We start from the raw sequence: 18791 nt of genomic DNA, 5'->3' as shown, positions 1-18791 counted from the left end.
GACGCACCCGACGCCACGGTCGCTGGTCGCATACCCGTTCGCCCGAACCGAACCTGAATCACCGACAGGAGCCCTCATGGCCAAGCCCGGATACCGCGCCTTCGAGACCACCGTCGGCGAGGTGCGCCGGCTGACGCCCCACTTCGTGCGGGTCGTGTTCCGCGGCGACGACCTCCGCGAGGTCGGCTGGGACGGTCCCGACCAGCGCATCAAGGTCGTGCTGCCGCTCGAGCGTGACGGGGGCGACCTCGGCGCCGACGGCCCGGCCGCCATCGACGGTCTCGACGATTCCGACAGCGGGTACGCGCACTTCCCTCGCACCGGCGACGACTGGTTCGGCGCGTGGCGCGCCCTGCCCGACGCGACCCGCAACCCGATCCGCACCTACACGATCCGAGACGCGCGCCCCGAGTCGGGCGAGCTCGAGGTCGACTTCGTCGCGCACGGCGACAGCGGCCCCGCGTCGCGCTGGATCGCCCGCGCCGCGATCGGCGACCGCATGCTCCTGATCGCCCCGGATGCCACGTCCGAGGCGCCCGCGGGCGGCTGGGAGTGGCATCCCGGCGATGCGCGGACGCTCCTCATCGCGGGCGACGAGACCGCGGTGCCGGCGATCTCCGTGATCCTCGGGCAGCTCCCCGCCGACGCGCGCGGCGCCGCGTTCCTCGAGGTGCCCGACACGACCGACCGACTCGAACTGCGGGCGCCGGAGGGGGTCGAGGTCCACTGGATCGCGCGGAGCGAGCAGGGCGAACAGCGCGGTGCCGACCCCTCGCGGGCCGATGGCGAGCCTGCCTACGGCACCCGCCTGGTCGAGGCCGTCACCGCCTGGGCCGATCGACGACTCGGTGGGGATGCCTCGGCCGAGGCATCCGCGCTGCCCGAGATCGGCGACGACGAGATCCTCTGGGAGGTGCCCGACGCGACGACCGGTGGCGGCTTCTACGCCTGGCTCGCGGGCGAGGCGGGCGCCATCACGACCCTGCGTCGCCACCTCGTGAAGGAGCTCGGCGTCGACCGTCGCCGGGTCGCCTTCATGGGGTACTGGAAGCTCGGTCGCGCCGAGGGGTGACCGGCGCCTGCGGGCGAGCGGGGTGTCGCCCGCGCGGCAGGTAGCCGCCCGCCTCGAGACCGGCTTCGATCTCGAACCGGTTGCGCAGCGGGTCGCGGCCGGCGATCAGGTACAGGACCGGCAGCAGCATGCCGTACTTCAACCATTGCTGCTTGTGCACCGCCTCATGGCCGAGCACCCGGTCGCCGTCGTTCGAGCCGGTCAGGTAGCATCCGCCGACGCACGAGCCGCCGCGTCCGAAGGTCCACTTCGGCATGCCGGTGAACACGATGAGGCCCGCACGGTAGGTGATCGGACCGGTGCTCCAGAGGAAGCCCCAGACGAAGCCCACGAGCGTCGCCCACGCGTAGCCGACGCGGCTGACGGGGGAATCGGTGAGCCGGATGCGGAGTGTGCGGGTCCGGGCGAGCGGCGGAGCGCCGTTCGCATTGGCGGTCGTCGCGTCGGCGGCCGTCTCGCGCGCCCGGCTCACGCGCGGTCGCCCGAGGTCAGCGCGCCGACCAGGCGCAGGATCGTCGGCAGGTCGTCGACCGCCGCCTCGGGGTTGGCCGGCGTGAACCCGGCGATCGCCGCCCCCGCGAGCGGGAAGCGCGCGGCGACCGCACGCAGCAGGCTCACGAGTTCGGCGGCGCCGATGCCGAACGGCATCGGGTACGAGAGCCCCGCGAGCGCCGACGGGTCGAGCACGTCGAGGTCGACGTGCACGAACACGCGGGACGCGCCGGTCGCCTCGAGCTCGGCGATGACGGCCGTCGGGTCGGAGAGGTCCTCGACCGTGAGCACCGAGACGCCGTGCTCGTCGATGAACCGTCGCTCCTCGTCGTCGATCGCGCGCACCCCGCCGAGCACGAGCCGCGCGGGTGCGACGCGCGTCGCCTCATCGAGCGCGAGCCCGGGAGCGCCCTCGCCCGTGATCGCACGCAGCGTCATGCCGCCGAAGCCGCCCGACGGAGAGGTCTCGGGCGTGTTCAGGTCGGGGTGCGCGTCGAGCCAGAGCACGGCGAGGTCGCCCTCCGCGACCCGGACCGCGTGCGCGACCGCGGCCACCGACGTGCCGCAGTCGCCGCCGATGGTGAGCGCCCAGTCGGGCACCCGCTCGAGCGCCTCGGCGGCGGCGTCGCGCACGCGCACGATCGTGCTGTAGCGGTGCACGCCCGTGCCGAGCGACTCGCCCGCCTCGACGGGGACGTCGACCGTGACGGTCGCGGAGCTCGGCAGGTCGCCCAGGATGGCTGCGGCACCGTCGGCGAGGCTCATCGCCCGCGCGGACACCGAGCCCTGCCACAGGGGAACGACGACGAAGGTGGCTGGCATGCCTCCCAGTATCGCGCGCTGCGACCCGGCGCGGCACGCTGCGCCCAGAACTCGTGCACGCCGTGGGCGAACCACCGGACGGGACGGCCCGTGCCGCCGGCCGCGAACGACGAAGCGGATGCCCCGGGTCGACCCCGGCGCATCCGCTTCAGGTCGTTCGCCGGTTCGTCAGCCGCCGATGGCGCCCTGCGACCCGCCGGCCTTGAGCGCGGCGAGGCGCGCGTCGACCTCGGTCAGCTCGCCGAGGTCGTCGAGCTCGTTGAACTGCGCGTCGAGGCTCGACGCGGCGAGCTCGGCCTGGCCGCGAACGACCGCCTCCTCGCGCCGGATCTTGTCCTCGAAGCGGCCGATGTCGCTCGTCGGGTCGAGGATGTCGATCGACTTGACCGCGTCCTGCACCTGCTTCTGCGCCTGCGCCGTCTTCGCTCGGGCGACGAGCTCGGAGCGCTTGTTCTGCAGCTGGACGAGCTTCTCCTTCATGCCGTTGAGGCCCGCCTTGAGCTTGTCGACGACCTCGGTCTGAGCGGCGATCTGCGGCTCGGCGGCCTTCGCCTCGTTCTCGGACGAGATCTGGCGGCTGAGCGCGACCTTCGCGAGGTTGTCGAACTTGTCGGCGCCTGCCGCGTCGCCGGCGGCGCGCAGCTCGTCGCCCTTGCGGCTCGCCGCGACGGCCTTCTCGCCCCACTCACGGGCTGCTTCGACGTCTTCGCGGTGGTCGTCCTCGAGGAGACGCAGGTTGCCGATCGTCTCGGCGATGGCGGCTTCGGCGTCGGCGATCGAGTTGGTGTAGTCGCGCACCATCTGGTCGAGCATGAGCTGCGGGTCTTCCGCCTGGTCGATGAGCGCGTTGATGTTGGCTCGCACGAGTTGCGAGATCCGTCCGAAGATGGACTGCTTTGCCATGGTTACTCCCTCGTTCGTGGGCTGGATTCGGTCAGGTGGGGCCTGGACGGCCGTCGGGGTGGTGAGCCGTGCTCGGCGGGTTCTCGTGGTTCAGAAGCGACCTCCGCTTCCGCGGCGACCGCTCGAGCCCGAGCCGCCGAACCCGCCGCCGAAGCCTCGCGACCGACCCGATCCGCCGAAGCCGCCGAACCCGCCGCCGGAGCGGCCGGAACCCCCGAACCCGCCGAGGCCCCCGAACCCGCCCGAACTGCGAGAACCGCCGCCCATCGAGCCGCCGATGATGCCGCCGATGACGGCTGCGAGGAGTTCGCCGCCGTCGACGCCGAAGTCGCCGACGCCCGTGTTCGAGTCGCCGACGTCCTGCTGGGCGAGCGTCATGGCCGCCGCTGCGAGGCGAGCGGCCTGCTCGGCGCTCTGCAGCGCGCCGGCCGGATCGGTCGCGGCGGTCTGCTCGGCCTGCACGATGAGACGGCCGGCCTCGGCGAGCCGGGTGCGCGCCTCGGCGCCGATCACTCCGCGCCGCGCGATCATGTAGTCCTCGGCGGACTGCGCCTGGGCCTTGGCCGACTGCAGGGTGCGCTGCAGCTGCGCGGCGAGCTTCGCCGCGGCCGCCGCGGCGTCGCGAGCGCCCTGGATGGCGGCGTCGATCTCGGCATCGGCGCTCGTGAACCGCGCTTGGAGTTCGAGCGGATCGCGGCCGTTCGCCGCGATCGCGGTGCGCAGGGCGGATGCCTCGGCGGCGACCCGATCGGCGACGGCCACGGCATCGGGGCCGAGTGCGCGCGCCGCCTCGACGTCGCCGTCGAGCTCGTCGACGCCGGCGGCGACGGCGCGGTCGGCCGCGGCCAGTTCGGTCGCCAACCGGTCGACCGCGGCGGCGAGCAGCTCCACCTGGTCGACCGCGGCTTCGGCCGTGCGGATGCCGAGCGCGGCGGGCCCGGTCTCGCCCCGGCCGAGTGCGGCCTGCGCCTCGGTGAGCGTGGTGCGGGCGAATGCCGCTCTGGCCTCGGCCTGCGCCGGGTTGTCGGCGATCGGGGCGAGCGCCGACGGGACGTAGACGGCCTGGAGCTCAGCGAGACGGGCGGCCGCCGGCGCGATCGCGGCGGCGGCCGCGGTCGCCTCGGCGTCGACACGGGCGAGGGCCTCGGGTGCGTGTCGCTCGACGTCGCGCAGCGCGTCGAACTGCTCGACCTGCGCGTCGAGCAGCTCGTCGGCCTCGCCCGCGAGCCGCGCGATGTCCTGGTACCAGGCGCGGCGCTCGTCGTCGGTGTCGGGGTCGACGTCGTCGAGTCGCTGCTGCACGGCGAAGGCCTCGCCGAGCTTCGCCTTCGCATGGTCGAGCGCGGCGCGGAAGTCGGCGGTCGCGGCCTCGCCGAACGAGGCCACCGCGAAGCCGAGCTCCTCCTCGCTCGACTTCACCGCGTCGTCGGCCTGCACGAGGGCGCTGCCCGCCCGGCGGCGCAGGTCGTCGAGCGACGGAGCAGGCGGCGCCGGCGGCGCGGGCGCCGCCGAGGGTGCGGTGCCGCCCGCAGCACGGCGCCTCCGTCGACGGAGGATGAACCAGACGATCAGCACGGCGGCGGCGCCGAGCACGAGGACCCAGATGGCGCCCGTCCGCGACGGGCTCCCGCCGGTGTCGGTCCCGGGGCCCGACTCGTCACCCGGAACGACCGCTCCGTCGTCGGCGTTCGCATCGGCGATCGCCGACGCGCCGGCGATCGCCGCACCGGCCCAGTCTTCGTCACGAAGCTCGGGTTCGATGACCTGCGTCGAGATGCGCTGCAGGTCGGCGTCGCTGAGTGCGGCGTCGCTCGCCGCCGAGAGGTAGTACTGCCGGCCGTCGACCGCGACCGCGAGCAGGTAGTCCTCGGTGCCGAGCCCGTTGTCGATCGCCGTCTGCTCGGCCCAGGCCTGCGCCGACGCCGGGTTCGTGAACTCGCCGACGTAGGCGACGAACAACTGGCGGCCGCTGCGGTCGGCGATGTCGCCGAGCGCGCTCTCGACGTCGTCGAGCTGGTCGCCGAGCACCCCAGCCGCGTCGACGACGGGGGAGGAGCCGAACGAGACGGGATCCTCAGCCCAGGCGACGCCCGCGCCCGAGACGGCGAACAGCGCTCCCGCGACCATCGCGACGATCACGGACCATGTGCGCTTCGAACGCATGCACCAGCGCCTTCCCCGTTACAGACGAACGAGTCCGAGTCTATGGGGGTGCGTGGCCGGTCGTCCACGGGCGTCGCCTCAGCGCGCAGCGCTCGCCGGGTCGTCGCTCAGCGGTGCCGAAACGCGTTCGAGCGGGGAGCCGGACTCGGCTCGACCCGCTCGATCACAACGTGCCCCCGGAGGGATTCGAACCCCCGACCTACGGTACCGGAAACCGGCGCTCTATCCCCTGAGCTACGGAGGCGCACAGTTGAAAACCCTACCATCATCCGGGGTGCGTCGATGTCGCACGAGCACCCCGGGAACGCCCGAACCGGCGCCGCGACTCAGGGCAGGGCGAGCCGGGCGACGGTGCCCAGCAGGTCCTCTCGCACCTTCGCGGTCACGAACGCGGTCGCGCCCTGCAGCACGGCGTCGCCGTCGACATGGGTCGCCACCACTTCGGGATACCAACGGCTCAGGCGTCGGATGTCGCGCTCGACCGCTTCGGCGAGACGGGCGCCGCCGACCGCGGCCGTCGGCCCGGCGAGCACGAGCAGCCCGGGATCGAGCATCGCGAGCACCGGCAGTGCGATGTGCGCGATGCGCTCGCCGAGCTCGTCGACGATCGCGTCGAGCGCATCACTGTCGGCGATGCCCGCGAGCAGGTCGTGGAAGTCGTCGTGCTCCACCCCGTGCGCCGCGGCCAGCCGACGCAGCCCGATCGCGCCCACGAGGTCGCCGCTCGTCGTCGCCCGGGCGTCGAGTTCGCGCGCCTCGGCCGAGAGCGGCAGGAAGCCGATCTCGCCCGCGCCGCCGAAGGTGCCCCGGTAGAGGTCGCCGGCGATGTCGAACGAGGCGCCGAGGCCGTTGCCGAGCCACAGCAGCACGAACACGTCGCGCCCTTCGCCGGCGCCCGTCTCGCGTTCGGCGACGGCGGCGAGGTTCACGTCGTTCTCGATGTAGACGGTGACGCCGAGCGCCTGCTCGAGCGTGGCGCGCAGGCCCGTCGTCGGCCACCCGGGGAGCGTCTCGCTGAACAGCGTGCCCTCGCCGCCCGGGTCGATGTACCCGGCGGTGCCGATGCCGACGGTGTGCACGGCGGCGGGGTCGGTGCCGGCGGCCGCGCTCGCCTCCTCGATCGCTCGACGCACCTCGTCGACGGCCGAACGCTCGGCGACCTCGCGTGGGAGCTGGATCGTGACGAGCGGGCGGTCGCTGCCCGCCGCGTCGACGACTCGCGCGCGCAGCTCGAACGCGTCGATCGCGATCGCGACGCCGAGTGGTCGATCGATGCGGGCGGCGTAGAGCACCGCGTTGCGCCCGGGGCTGCCGGCGACCTGGCCGCGTTCCTCGACGACGCCGGCGGCGATGAGCCGGGTCATCATCATCGAGGCGGTCGGCTTCGAGACGCCGACGAGCTCGCAGATGCGGTTGCGCGTCAGCGGGCCGTGGTCGAGCAGGGCCGAGAGCCCGACCCGATCGTTGACCGCTCCGAGCCAGGACGGCGTGCCCTGCGCCTGCCTCGTCGGTCCGGCCATCAGGCGGCCTCGAGGTTCGCGACGATCGCGCTCACGAGCGACTGGGCGTCGCCGGGCTCGACGAGCTCGGTCGAGGCGACCACGATCCAGTACTCGCCCGTGAACACCTGGGCTTCGCCGGTCTCGCCCGAGCGCTCGAAGTAGCCTTCGACATCGGGCGGGGTGCCATAGGTCGGCACCGGATTCGACCCGAGCGCCGCATCGTTCTTCCTGGCCTCGAGCGCCGCCTCGGGCGGGGTCGCGACCGCGTACTCGATGAGCGCCCCGTTGGTCTGGTTGACGAGACCGCACGCGGTGCCGGCCTCGTCGGTCACCCCGACGACGCCTGCGGCCGCGGGTGCGTAGCCGGGCGCCGCGCTGTAGTTCGGGTTGAACGCGTACACCTGATCGGGCGTCAGCAGCACGTCGCACGCGACCTCGAAGGGCGTCGCGGGCTCTTCGGTCGGCGTCGGTGCCGGCGAGTCGCTCCCGCCCGGGGCGGGCGCCTCGGTGCCGGCGGTCGGCGTGGCCGAGCCGGTCGGCTCCGGTGCATCGGCGGCGCAGCCGGTGAGCGCGAGCGCGACCGCGGCGATCGCGGCCGCGAGGCCGATCGGGCGCTGGCGGAGCAGGTGGGGGGAGCGCGGCATGTGACGAACCTTATCAATGAGCCGGATAGGATTTGCGGGTGACTCCAGCCGATCTCTCCAGCGCCCTGTACGACCTCGTCCTCGCCTTGGTCGAGCGACGTCGTGCTGCCGGTGCCGAGGTCGAACTGCGGCTCGAACCCGGCGATGTCGTGCTCGAGCGTCCGAAGCTCCGCGAGCACGGCGACTGGGCCTCGTCGATCGCCCTGCGCATCGCGAAGCCGCTCGGCATGAACCCCCGCGAGGTCGCGGGCGAGCTCGCCCCTGCGCTCGCCGGCATCGACGGCGTGGCGAGCGCCGAGATCGCCGGTCCCGGCTTCATCAACATCCGGCTCGACGCCGCCGCTGCGGGCGCACTCGCCAAGACCATCGTCGACGAGGGCGACGCCTACGGCCGCAGCGACGCGCTCACCGGTTCGGTCATCAACCTCGAGTTCGTCTCGGCGAACCCCACCGGTCCGCTGCACATCGGCCACACCCGCTGGGCCGCGCTCGGCGACTCGATCAGCCGCGTGCTGCGCGCCGCGGGTGCCGTGGTGGCGAACGAGTACTACATCAACGACGCCGGCAACCAGATGCAGATCTTCGGCGCCTCGGTGCTGGCCGCGGCGAAGGGCGAGCCGACCCCCGAGGGCGGCTACCCGGGCAGCTACATCGCCGACCTCGCCACGCGGGTGCTCGAGCGGGAGCCGAAGCTCGCGGAGCTCGAGCACGACGTCGCCCTGCACACGGCGACCGAGATCGCGTACGAGCTGCAGCTCGCCGAGATCAAGGCCTCGCTCGAGCGCTTCAACGTGCACTTCGACGTCTGGACGAGCGAGCGTCGCCTGCACGCGAAGGGCGACGACGGGCTCAGCGACATCGACACGGCGCTGTCGCGGCTTCGCGCCCAGGGTCACGTCTACGACGCCGACGACGCGGTCTGGGTGAAGACGACCGACTTCGGCGACGACAAGGACCGGGTGTTCGTGCGGGGCAACGGCGTGCCGACGTACTTCGCGGCCGACTCCGCGCTGTACCTCGACAAGGGCGACCGCGGCTTCAAGCACAAGATCTACCTGCTCGGCGCCGACCACCACGGCTACGTGCACCGCCTCAAGGCGCTCGCCGGCGCCGCCGGCGACGACCCCGAGCGCGACATCGAGATCCTCATCGGCCAGCTCGTCTCGGTGAACGGCGCGCGGCTCTCGAAGCGCGCGGGCAACATCATCGAGCTCGACGACCTGCAGGCCTGGCTCGGCACCGACGCGCTCCGCTACACGCTCGCGCGGTACCCGGCCGACTCGCCGCTCACGATCGACCCCGAGATCCTGCAGCGTCGCGGCAACGACAACCCCGTGTTCTACGTGCAGTACGCGCACGCCCGCACCGCTGCCGTCGCGCGCAACGCCGCCGACTCCGGCGTCGGCCGTTCGACGTTCGCGCCCGAGCTGCTCGAGCACGAGACCGAGTCGGCGCTCCTCGGCGCCCTCCAGGAGTTCCCGCGCGTCGTGGCCCAGGCGGCCGAGCTGCGCGAGCCCCATCGGGTCGCGCGGTATCTCGAGGAGCTCGCGGGCCTCTTCCACCGCTGGTACGACAACTGCCGTGTCCTGCCGCTCGGTGACGAGCCCGTCGGCGACCTGCACCGCACCCGACTGTGGCTGAACGACGCGACCGGCCAGGTGATCCGCAACGGTCTCGACCTGCTCGGCGTGTCCGCGCCCGAGCGCATGTAGTACTCCGCATCCGATCGAGGGGGCACCGATGAGCGACGAACAGCCGACCGTTCCGCAGCCGAACGACGCGCAGCCGACCGGTGCGCAGCCGACCGTGCCGCTCGACGTCGACGGTCAGCCCACCCTCCGGCTCGACGTCGACGGGCGACCGCCAGCCGATCCGGGCATCGAACCGGATGCCGCGACCGCGGTCCCCGCGCCCCGCAAGCGGCTCGGTAGCGGCGCGAAGATCGGCATCATCGTCGGCGCCGTGGTCGTCGGGCTCGTCGCGATCGCGGTGACCGTCGACGTGATCGCCCGCGGTGTGGCCGAGCAGCGCGTCGCCGACGAGATCGCGAAGAGCCTGCCCGAGCAGGTGCAGGGCGATGTCGACGTGACGATCGGCGGGTTCTCGGTCATCGCGCAGTACCTCTCGGGCACGATGGACGAGGTCTCGCTCAGCGCGCCCGACCTCTCGGTCGACGGTGCTCCGCTCGACGTGCAGGTCACGCTCCAGCAGGTCCCCGTCGATCTCGACCAGCCGGTCGGCCACCTCGCGGCGACCGTGTCGGCCGACGAGGCATCCCTCAACCAGCTCGTCACGGTGCCCGGAGCGACGGGCACCGTGACCCTCGGCGACGGCACCGTCGGCTACGAGGGCAGCGTCGAGGTGTTCGGGTTCCCGGTCGGCTACCAGGTGACTGCGAAGCCCACGGCTGCGGGCGACCGCATCCTGCTCGAACCGGTCGGGGTCGAGGTCGGCGCCGGTGGCGGTTCGATCGATGTCTCGGGCATCGTCAGCCGCCTGCTGGGCGACGACCCGGTGCCGGTGTGCGTCGCCGAGCACCTGCCCGAGGGCATCGGCGTGACGGCCGTCGCCGTCGCGCCGGGTGCGGTGCGGGTCGAGCTCGAAGGCGACGACGTCGTGCTCGGTGCCGACGCGATGAGCCGCACGGGCAGCTGCGGGTAGGTGCAGCCGACCCGTCGATTCGGCTGGGCACCGGCCCCTCGGTAGACTCGCGGATAGTCCGACCCACAAGGTCGGCACGCATCAGGCTTCAGGGACCGATCCGGGTTCGCTCGCCGCGAGCGACCGTCGAATCGATCTCTCCTGTGAGGTTCCCCGTGGCATCCGTCTCTCACGACCCCGGCGCGCAGTCCGCGCCGGCCGACGCCGACGCGCTCGCGCCGCAGGTCTGGCCGGCCGGCGCCCGTCGCGACGAAGCGGGTCGCATCGAGATCGGCGGCCTCGACGCGGTCGCGCTCGCCGGGCGCTTCGGCACCCCGCTCTACGTCGTCGACGAGGCCGACGCGCGAGCGCGGGCACGCCGCACGCGGCTCGCGTTCGAGTCCGCGGCGCACGCGGCCGGCACCGATGTGACCGTCTATTACGCGGGCAAGGCCTTCCTCTCGGGCGAGGTCGTGCGCTGGGTCACCGGTGAGGGGCTCGCGGTCGACGTGTGCACGGGCGGGGAACTCGCGGTGGCGCTCGCCGCCGGCGCCGAACCCGCTCGGATCGGCTTCCACGGCAACAACAAGTCGCTCGCCGAGATCGCCCGTGCGGTCGAGGTCGGCGTCGGTGCGCTCATCATCGACAGCGAGGTCGAGATCGAGCGCGTCGCCGAGGCGGCCGCCCGGGCCGGCCGACGCCAGCGGGTGCGGCTGCGGGTGAACAGCGGGGTGCACGCCTCCACGCACGAGTTCCTCGCCACCTCGCACGAAGACCAGAAGTTCGGCGTGCCGCTCGAGCGCGCGGTCGAGCTCGGCAACCGCATCCGCGCGCACGCCTCGCTCGAGTTCCTGGGCCTGCACTGCCACATCGGCTCGCAGATCTTCGACGCCGAGGGCTTCGCCGAGTCGGCCTCGCGGCTGCTCGCCGCCCACGCGGCGCTCGCCGCCGTCGAACCGCTGCCCGAGCTCAACCTCGGCGGCGGGTTCGGCATCGCCTACACGTCTGCCGACACCCCGCAGCCGATCGAGGAGATCGCCGACGGCATCGTCTCGGCGGTCGTCGAGGGATGCCGCGACCGGGGCATCCCGATCCCGAGGCTCGCGTTCGAGCCCGGTCGCTCGATCATCGGCCCCGCGGGCGTCACCCTGTACACCGTCGGCACGGTGAAGCCGGTTCCCGTCGAGGGCGGCACCCGCCGCTACGTGAGCGTCGACGGCGGCATGAGCGACAACGCCCGCACGGCGCTCTACGGCGCCGACTACACGGCGCGCGTCGCGAACCGCGCCTCTGCGGCGGAGCCCGCGCTCAGCCGCGTGGTCGGCAAGCACTGCGAATCGGGCGACATCGTGGTCGACGTCGAGCACCTGCCCGCCGACACCGCGCCCGGCGACCTCCTCGCCGTCGCCGCGACGGGCGCGTACTGCTGGTCGCTCGCCTCGAACTACAACCACGTGCCCCGTCCGCCCGTCGTCGCCGTGCGCGACGGCGAGGCGCGCGTCATCGTGCGCGGCGAGTCGATCGACGACCTGCTCGCGCGCGATCTCGGGCTCGGAGCATCCGAAGCCGCATCCGAACCGGATGCCGCAACCGCCGTCGACGACGCGACCGGCACGCCCGCCGCAACCCGCACCACCACCGAAGGGAACCCCGCATGATCGAGTACCGGTCCATCCGAGTCGGACTGCTCGGGGCGGGGTCGGTCGGCTCCCAGGTCGCGCGGCTCCTGCTCGAGCACGCCGACGAGCTCGCCCAGCGGGTCGGCGCGCGCCTCGACCTCGTCGGCATCGCCGTGCGCAACCTCGACGCGAAGCGCGACACCGACCTGCCGGCCGAGCTGCTGACGACCGACGCCGAGTCGCTCATCCTCGGGTCGGATGTCGTCATCGAACTCATGGGCGGCATCGAGCCGGCGCGCACGCTCGTGCTGCAGGCGATCGCCTCGGGCGCCGACGTCGTGACCGGCAACAAGGCGCTGCTCGCCTCGCACGGCCCCGAGCTCTACGCCGCCGCCGAGCAGGTCGGGGCGCAGCTCTCGTACGAGGCGGCCGTGGCCGGCGCCATCCCGATCATCCGGCCGCTGCGCGAGTCGCTCGCGGGCGACCGTGTGGAGCGCATCCTCGGCATCGTCAACGGCACCACGAACTTCATCCTCGACCGCATGGACCAGACCGGCGCCTCGCTCGAGGACGCACTCGCGACGGCGACCGAGCTCGGCTACGCCGAGGCCGACCCGACGGCCGACATCGGCGGCTACGACGCCGCGCAGAAGGCGGCGATCCTCGCAAGCCTCGCGTTCCACACGAGCGTGCCGGTCGACGCGGTGCACCGCGAGGGCATCACCGAGGTGACGGCCGCCCAGGTCGAGTCGGCGCGCCGGGCCGGCTACGTGGTCAAGCTCCTCGCCATCTGCGAGCGGCTCATCGACGGCGAGACCGGCGACGAGGGCGTCTCGGCGCGGGTCTATCCGGCGCTCGTGCCGCGCAGCCACCCGCTGGCCGCGGTCCACGGTGCGAACAACGCCGTGTTCGTCGAGGCGTCGGCTGCCGGCCCGCTCATGTTCTACGGTGCCGGCGCCGGGGGAGTGCAGACCGCCTCCGCCGTGCTCGGCGACCTCGTCGCGATCGCGCGTCGCCGCGTCTCCGGCGGTCCCGGCACGGCCGAGTCCACCCACGCCGAGCTGCCGCTGCTGCCGATCGGTCGCATCACCACCCGGTACGCGATCACCCTCGAGGTGACCGACGAGCCCGGCGTGCTCGAGCAGGTCGCCCGCACGTTCGCCGAACACGGCGTCTCGGTCGAGCAGCTGCAGCAGAGCGTGCCCGAGGGCTCGCGCAGCGCGACCCTCGTGATCGGCACCCACGAGGCGACCGAGTCGGCGCTCGCCGACACGGTCGCGTCGCTCGCCGCGAGCCCGGTCGTCGCATCCGTCGCATCCGTCCTCCGAGTCGAAGGAGCCCAGTGAACAGCCTGAACCCGACGCCCGCACCCAAGCCCGGCTCGCGCCAGTGGCGTGGCGTCATCCGCGAGTACGCCGACCGGCTCGACGTGACCGAGGCGACCCCCGTCGTGACCCTCGGCGAGGGCGGCACGCCGCTGCTGCCCGCGCCTGCGCTGTCGCGGCGCACGGGTGCCGACGTGTGGGTCAAGTTCGAGGGCATGAACCCCACCGGCTCCTTCAAGGACCGGGGCATGACCATGGCCGTCACGAAGGCGGTCGAGCACGGTGCGAAGGTCGTCATCTGCGCCTCCACCGGCAACACCTCGGCCTCGGCGGCCGCGTACGCCACCCACGCGGGCATCGGCGCGGCCGTGCTCCTGCCCGAGGGCAAGGTCGCGATGGGCAAGCTGAGCCAGGCCATCGCGCACGACGCGAAGCTCATCCAGGTGCAGGGCACGTTCGACGACTGCCTCGACATCGCCCGCGAGCTCTCCGCGAACTACCCCGTGCACCTCGTGAACTCGGTCAACAACGACCGCATCGAGGGCCAGAAGACGGCGGCGTTCGAGGTCGTCGAGGTGCTCGGCGACGCTCCCGACCTCCACTTCGTGCCGGTCGGCAACGCCGGCAACTACACGGCGTACACGCGCGGTTACCGCGAGGACATCGCGGCCGGCAACGCGACCCGGATGCCGCGCATGTTCGGCTTCCAGGCGGCGGGCTCCGCGCCCATCGTGCGCGGCGAGCCCGTGCGCGACCCCGACACGATCGCGAGCGCCATCCGCATCGGCAACCCCGCGTCGTGGGAGCTCGCACTCCAGGCGCGCGACGAGACCGACGGGTACTTCGGCGCGATCGAGGACGCGGCGATCCTCGAGGCGCAGCGCATCCTCTCGGCCGAGGTCGGCATCTTCGTCGAGCCGGCCTCCGCGATCTCGGTCGCCGGTCTCCTCGAGCGCTCGGCCGCCGGAGCCGTGCCGCAGGGCGCCCGCGTGGTGCTCACCGTGACCGGGCACGGCCTGAAGGACCCGCAGTGGGCACTCCGCACGGCCGACGGCTCGGAGGTCCAGCCGACCGTCGTGCCCGTCGACACGGCCGAGGTCGCCGCAGCGCTGGGACTCGCCTCATGACCGGCACGCTCGTCGCCGAGGCGACCACCCCGCTCGCCGGGCGCACCGTCGACGTCAAGGTGCCCGCCACCTCGGCGAACCTCGGCCCCGGCTTCGACACGCTCGGACTCGCGCTCGCGGTCTACGACGAGCTCGAGATCTCGGCGACCGACCGCGGCGTCGAGGTCGAGGTGCACGGCGTCGGCGAGGGCGAGGTGCCGCTCGACGCGTCGCACCTCGTGGTGCGCTCGATCGCGCACGCCTTCGAGCGCGCGGGCGTGCCGCTGCCCGGCCTTCGGCTCGTGGCGCACAATGCGATCCCGCACGGCCGCGGGCTGGGCTCGTCGGGTGCCGCGATCGTCGCGGGCGTCATCGCCGCGAAGGGTCTGCTCGAGGGCGTCGTCGAGTTCTCGGCCGACGACCTGCTCGAGCTCGCGACCGAGCTCGAGGGACACCCCGACAACGTCGCGCCCGCGCTCTTCGGCGGACTCACGATCGCGTGGGTCACGCCCGAGGGGCCACGGCACAAGAAGCTCATCGTGCACCGGGGCGTCTCGCCGCTCGTGCTCGTGCCCGAGCACGAGATGTCGACGGCGCTCGCGCGTTCGCTGCAGCCCGAGCAGGTTCCCCACGAGGATGCCGTGTTCAACGTGTCGCGCTCGGCGCTGCTCGTGGCGGCGCTCATCCAGAGCCCCGAACTGCTCTTCCAGGCGACCGAGGACAAGCTGCACCAGCACTACCGCGCCGCGGCCATGCCCGAGACCGACCGGCTCATCCGCGCGCTGCGCGAGGCGGGGCATCCGGCCGTCGTGTCGGGCGCCGGCCCGTCGATCCTCGTGCTCGCGAACGACCCGAGCACGCGCGCCGAGGCGATCGCCCTCGTCGAGCGCGAAGCCGACACCGCGTGGCAGTCGCTGCCGCTCGCCGTCGACTTCAAGGGCGCGACGGTCTCACCGGCCTGATCGCGGCGGTCCGGGATTCCGCGACACGAGGTTCTCCACAGCGGTGCGTCGCGTGACCGAGCGCGGGGAAGCACAGTGCTAGACTGACTCCGCACCCGGCGGGTGAAGCGGCTGATACGTCAGACCCGACACCGCTCACGAGCCGCATCGTGCACTTCCCGGCAATCTCTTGCTTTCGCACTTGCGCAGTCTGCGCCGCGCGCGCCGACCTCGCTCGAGGCTGCGATCAACTCTCCTGCCGTGCAACCACTTGCGCCAGGGGAAAGGAAAACACCCAGTGACCAACGCATCCGATCACGCAGCACGCGTGGCGAACGGCGCCCCCCTGACCGGTCTCAAGGTCGCCGAGCTCCAGGAGCTCGCGGCCTCGCTCGGCATCGTGGGCGCATCCAAGCTCCGCAAGGGCGAGCTCGTCGAGGCGATCACCGCGCGTCAGGCCGAGGGCGACGCCGCCCCCACGCTCGACGTCGACGGCATCGAGGCGTCCGCGACCGAGGCCGCTGCCCCGGTCGCCGAGGCAGCGACCGAGGCACCCGCGGCGGAGGCTCCCGCAGCCGACGCTCCCGCGGCCGAGGCCGCTTCGGCTCCGGTCGAGCAGGCGACGACGGCCGAGCCCGCCGCGGGCGAGGCATCCGCACCGCGTCGCGGCCGTCAGCCCCGTCGGGCGACGAGCGCGACCACCGCGGCCGCGCAGCACGTGAACGGCGGCGGCGCCGGCGTGGGGCTCGTGCCCCCGACCAACGACGACGAGGCCCGTGAGGCGGCTCGCGCCGCCGTGCGCGAAGAGCTCGCCGCCGCGACCGGCGAGCCGGCCCGCGAGGGCGCCCGTGCCGAGACGGCCGAGGGTGAGCAGCCCGCCGAGGAGCCCCGTCAGGGCGGCCGCCGCAACCGCGGCCGTCGCGGCGGCGGCGACCGCAGCGAGCGCGCCGAGCGCGGTGAGCGGGCCGAGCGCGGCGACGACGCCCAGAAGGGCGGTCGCCAGAACGGCAACGGCCAGAACCAGAACGGCCAGAACCAGAACGGCCAGAACCAGAACGGCAAGGGCGACGAGTCGCGCAAGGGCGACGAGAAGCAGGCCGACCGCCAGGGCGACGCCGACAAGGCCAAGCAGGGCGAGAAGGCCCAGGGCGGCCAGAACCAGAACCAGGCCGACAAGAACCAGGCCGACAAGCAGGAGGGCGAGGGCGGCCGTCGCAGCCGCTACCGCGACCGCAAGCGCCGCGGCCAGGGCGGTGCCGGCGACGAGCTCGAGCCCGAGATCCTCGACGACGACGTGCTCATCCCCATCGCGGGCATCCTCGACGTGCTCGACAACTACGCGTTCGTGCGCACGACCGGCTACCTGCCCGGCCCGAGCGACGTCTACGTCTCGCTCGGCCAGGTGAAGAAGTACCACCTGCGCAAGGGCGACGCGGTCGTCGGCGCGATCAAGCAGCCTCGCGACGGCGAGCAGTCGAGCCGCCAGAAGTACAACGCGCTCGTCAAGGTCGACTCGGTCAACGGACAGTCGGTCGACGAGGCCGCCGCGCGCGTCGACTTCCAGAAGCTGACCCCGCTCTACCCGCAGGAGCGCCTGCGCCTCGAGACCGAGCCCACCAAGCTCACGCAGCGCATCATCGACCTCGTCGCCCCGATCGGCAAGGGCCAGCGCGGCCTCATCGTCGCGCCCCCGAAGGCCGGCAAGACGATCGTGCTGCAGCAGATCGCGAACGCGATCTCGCAGAACAACCCCGAGGTGCACCTCATGGTCGTGCTCGTCGACGAGCGGCCCGAAGAGGTCACCGACATGCAGCGCACGGTGAAGGGTGAGGTCATCGCCTCGACGTTCGACCGTCCGGCCGAAGACCACACGACGGTCGCCGAGCTCGCGATCGAGCGCGCGAAGCGCCTCGTCGAGCTCGGCCACGACGTCGTCGTGCTGCTCGACTCGATCACGCGCCTCGGCCGCGCGTACAACCTGGCCGCGCCGGCCTCGGGTCGCATCCTCTCGGGCGGCGTCGACGCGTCGGCGCTCTACCCGCCGAAGCGGTTCTTCGGTGCGGCGCGCAACATCGAGAACGGCGGCTCGCTGACCATCCTCGCGACCGCGCTCGTCGAGACCGGCTCGAAGATGGACGAGGTCATCTTCGAGGAGTTCAAGGGCACCGGCAACAGCGAGCTGCGCCTCTCGCGCCAGCTCGCCGACAAGCGCATCTTCCCGGCCGTCGACGTGAACGCGTCGTCGACCCGTCGCGAGGAGATGCTGCTCAGCCCCGACGAGGTCAAGATCACGTGGAAGCTGCGTCGCGCCCTCGCCGGGCTCGACCAGCAGCCCGCGCTCGAGGCCGTGCTGGGCCGCCTGAAGGAGACCCAGTCGAACGCCGAGTTCCTGCTGCTCATGCAGAAGTCGATGCCGGTCGCCGGCCACGGCAACTCGCACGGGCACGAGACCGACCACCGCTGAGGCATCCGTGTTCGAATCGGTTCAGCCGCTGCTCGACGAGCACGCGCAGCTGCAGGAGGAGCTCGCCGACCCGGCGCTGCACGCCGACGCTGCGCGGGCGAAGAAGGTCAACCGGCGCTACGCCGAGCTGAGCCGGATCGTCGCGGCGAACCAGGCGTGGCACCAGGCGCAGGACGACCTCGAGGCCGCGCGCGAGCTCGCGAAGGAGGACGACGCCTTCGCCGAGGAGGTGCCCGCCCTCGAGGAGGGGCTGGCGCAGGCGCAGGAGAAGCTCCGGCGCCTGCTGATCCCGCGCGACCCCGACGACGGCCGTGACGTCATCATGGAGATCAAGGGCGGCGAAGGGGGCGCGGAGAGCGCCCTCTTCGCGGCCGACCTCCTCCGCATGTACATCCAGTACGCGCAGTCGAAAGGCTGGAAGACCGAGCTCCTCGAACGCAACGAGTCCGACCTCGGCGGCTACAAGGACGTGCAGGTCGCGATCAAGTCGAACGCGACCGACCCCGCGCAGGGCGTGTGGGCGCACCTCAAGTACGAGGGCGGCGTGCACCGCGTGCAGCGCGTCCCCGTCACCGAGACCCAGGGCCGCATCCACACGTCGACCACGGGCGTGCTCGTCTTCCCCGAGGTCGACGAGCCCGAAGAGGTCGACATCAACCAGAACGACCTCAAGATCGACGTGTATCGCTCGTCGGGCCCCGGCGGCCAGTCGGTGAACACGACCGACTCGGCGGTGCGCATCACCCACCTGCCGACGGGCATCGTGGTCTCGATGCAGAACGAGAAGTCGCAGCTGCAGAACCGCGAGGCGGCGATGCGAGTGCTCCGCGCCCGCATCCTCGCGCGCCAGCAGGAGGAGCTCGCCGCGGCCGCCTCCGACGCACGCAAGTCGCAGATCCGGTCGATGGACCGCTCGGAGCGCATCCGCACGTACAACTTCCCCGAGAACCGCATCGCCGACCACCGCACGGGCTACAAGGCGTACAACCTCGACCAGGTCATGAACGGCGCGCTCGAGCCGCTCATCGAGTCGGCGATCCAGGCCGACGAGGAGGCGCGGCTCGCCGACCTCGGCGGCGAGTAGGCGCGACGTCCGAC

Annotated in this window: 15 protein-coding genes and 1 tRNA gene; 9 read left to right on the top strand and 7 right to left on the bottom strand. The window is 72.7% G+C overall.

Going from position 1 to position 18791, the window contains the following annotated elements; genetic code table 11:
- Nucleotides 1–76 precede the first annotated feature (76 nt).
- Nucleotides 77–1072, top strand: a complete 996-nt coding sequence (locus MUN74_RS02105) for a siderophore-interacting protein (RefSeq protein WP_244854722.1) — start codon at nucleotides 77–79, stop codon at nucleotides 1070–1072.
- Here the strand turns inward: MUN74_RS02105 and MUN74_RS02100 are convergent.
- From MUN74_RS02100 to MUN74_RS02070, 7 genes are all read right to left on the bottom strand, one after another.
- On the bottom strand, nucleotides 1035–1457 hold the full coding sequence (locus MUN74_RS02100; protein WP_244856313.1) for a Fe-S oxidoreductase: 423 nt from the start codon (nucleotides 1455–1457) through the stop codon (nucleotides 1035–1037). The genes MUN74_RS02105 and MUN74_RS02100 overlap by 38 nt on opposite strands.
- An 83-nt stretch (nucleotides 1458–1540) precedes the next feature.
- Nucleotides 1541–2386, bottom strand: a complete 846-nt coding sequence (locus MUN74_RS02095) for an arginase family protein (RefSeq protein ID WP_244854721.1) — start codon at nucleotides 2384–2386, stop codon at nucleotides 1541–1543.
- Nucleotides 2387–2554: 168 nt separating this feature from the next.
- Nucleotides 2555–3289: a PspA/IM30 family protein gene (locus MUN74_RS02090; protein WP_244854720.1), complete on the bottom strand. Its 735-nt coding sequence runs from the start codon at nucleotides 3287–3289 to the stop codon at nucleotides 2555–2557.
- 90 nt (nucleotides 3290–3379) lie between these two features.
- Nucleotides 3380–5452 (bottom strand): TPM domain-containing protein, encoded by a 2073-nt coding sequence (locus MUN74_RS19210; RefSeq protein ID WP_255820930.1) that lies wholly within the window; start codon nucleotides 5450–5452, stop codon nucleotides 3380–3382.
- A 171-nt stretch (nucleotides 5453–5623) separates the two neighbouring features.
- Nucleotides 5624–5696, bottom strand: a tRNA-Arg gene (locus MUN74_RS02080).
- Nucleotides 5697–5778: 82 nt separating this feature from the next.
- Nucleotides 5779–6972: an ROK family transcriptional regulator gene (locus MUN74_RS02075; protein ID WP_244854719.1), complete on the bottom strand. Its 1194-nt coding sequence runs from the start codon at nucleotides 6970–6972 to the stop codon at nucleotides 5779–5781.
- Complete coding sequence (locus MUN74_RS02070; protein ID WP_244854718.1) at nucleotides 6972–7598, bottom strand: iron ABC transporter ATP-binding protein; 627 nt, start codon at nucleotides 7596–7598, stop codon at nucleotides 6972–6974. Before MUN74_RS02070 ends, MUN74_RS02075 begins: the two co-directional genes overlap by 1 nt.
- A gap of 38 nt (nucleotides 7599–7636) precedes the next feature.
- On the opposite strand from MUN74_RS02070, the gene MUN74_RS02065 reads away from it, so the two are divergent.
- The 8 genes from MUN74_RS02065 (at nucleotide 7637) to prfA (ending at nucleotide 18777) form a co-directional block, all read left to right on the top strand.
- Entirely contained in the window at nucleotides 7637–9310 is a 1674-nt protein-coding gene (locus MUN74_RS02065; protein WP_244854717.1) for an arginine--tRNA ligase, read from the top strand.
- Between the two features lie 28 nt (nucleotides 9311–9338).
- Nucleotides 9339–10259: an LmeA family phospholipid-binding protein gene (locus MUN74_RS02060; protein ID WP_244854716.1), complete on the top strand. Its 921-nt coding sequence runs from the start codon at nucleotides 9339–9341 to the stop codon at nucleotides 10257–10259.
- Between the two features lie 155 nt (nucleotides 10260–10414).
- Entirely contained in the window at nucleotides 10415–11896 is a 1482-nt protein-coding gene (gene lysA / locus MUN74_RS02055; RefSeq protein ID WP_244854715.1) for a diaminopimelate decarboxylase, read from the top strand.
- Nucleotides 11893–13203, top strand: coding sequence for a homoserine dehydrogenase (locus MUN74_RS02050; protein WP_244854714.1), 1311 nt, complete (start codon nucleotides 11893–11895; stop codon nucleotides 13201–13203). Before lysA ends, MUN74_RS02050 begins: the two co-directional genes overlap by 4 nt.
- Nucleotides 13200–14309, top strand: a complete 1110-nt coding sequence (gene thrC, locus MUN74_RS02045; RefSeq protein ID WP_244854713.1) for a threonine synthase — start codon at nucleotides 13200–13202, stop codon at nucleotides 14307–14309. Before MUN74_RS02050 ends, thrC begins: the two co-directional genes overlap by 4 nt.
- On the top strand, nucleotides 14306–15250 hold the full coding sequence (gene thrB, locus MUN74_RS02040; protein ID WP_244854712.1) for a homoserine kinase: 945 nt from the start codon (nucleotides 14306–14308) through the stop codon (nucleotides 15248–15250). Before thrC ends, thrB begins: the two co-directional genes overlap by 4 nt.
- A gap of 277 nt (nucleotides 15251–15527) precedes the next feature.
- Nucleotides 15528–17693, top strand: coding sequence for a transcription termination factor Rho (gene rho / locus MUN74_RS02035; RefSeq protein WP_244854711.1), 2166 nt, complete (start codon nucleotides 15528–15530; stop codon nucleotides 17691–17693).
- Between the two features lie 7 nt (nucleotides 17694–17700).
- Complete coding sequence (gene prfA, locus MUN74_RS02030; RefSeq protein WP_244854710.1) at nucleotides 17701–18777, top strand: peptide chain release factor 1; 1077 nt, start codon at nucleotides 17701–17703, stop codon at nucleotides 18775–18777.
- The last annotated feature ends 14 nt before the right edge of the window (nucleotides 18778–18791 follow it).

The sequence above is a fragment of the Agromyces sp. H17E-10 genome (genome assembly GCF_022919715.1).
Taxonomy (GTDB): domain Bacteria; phylum Actinomycetota; class Actinomycetes; order Actinomycetales; family Microbacteriaceae; genus Agromyces.
Note: the sequence above shows the minus strand (reverse complement) of the source record. Positions and strands in the feature narration are given on the sequence as shown.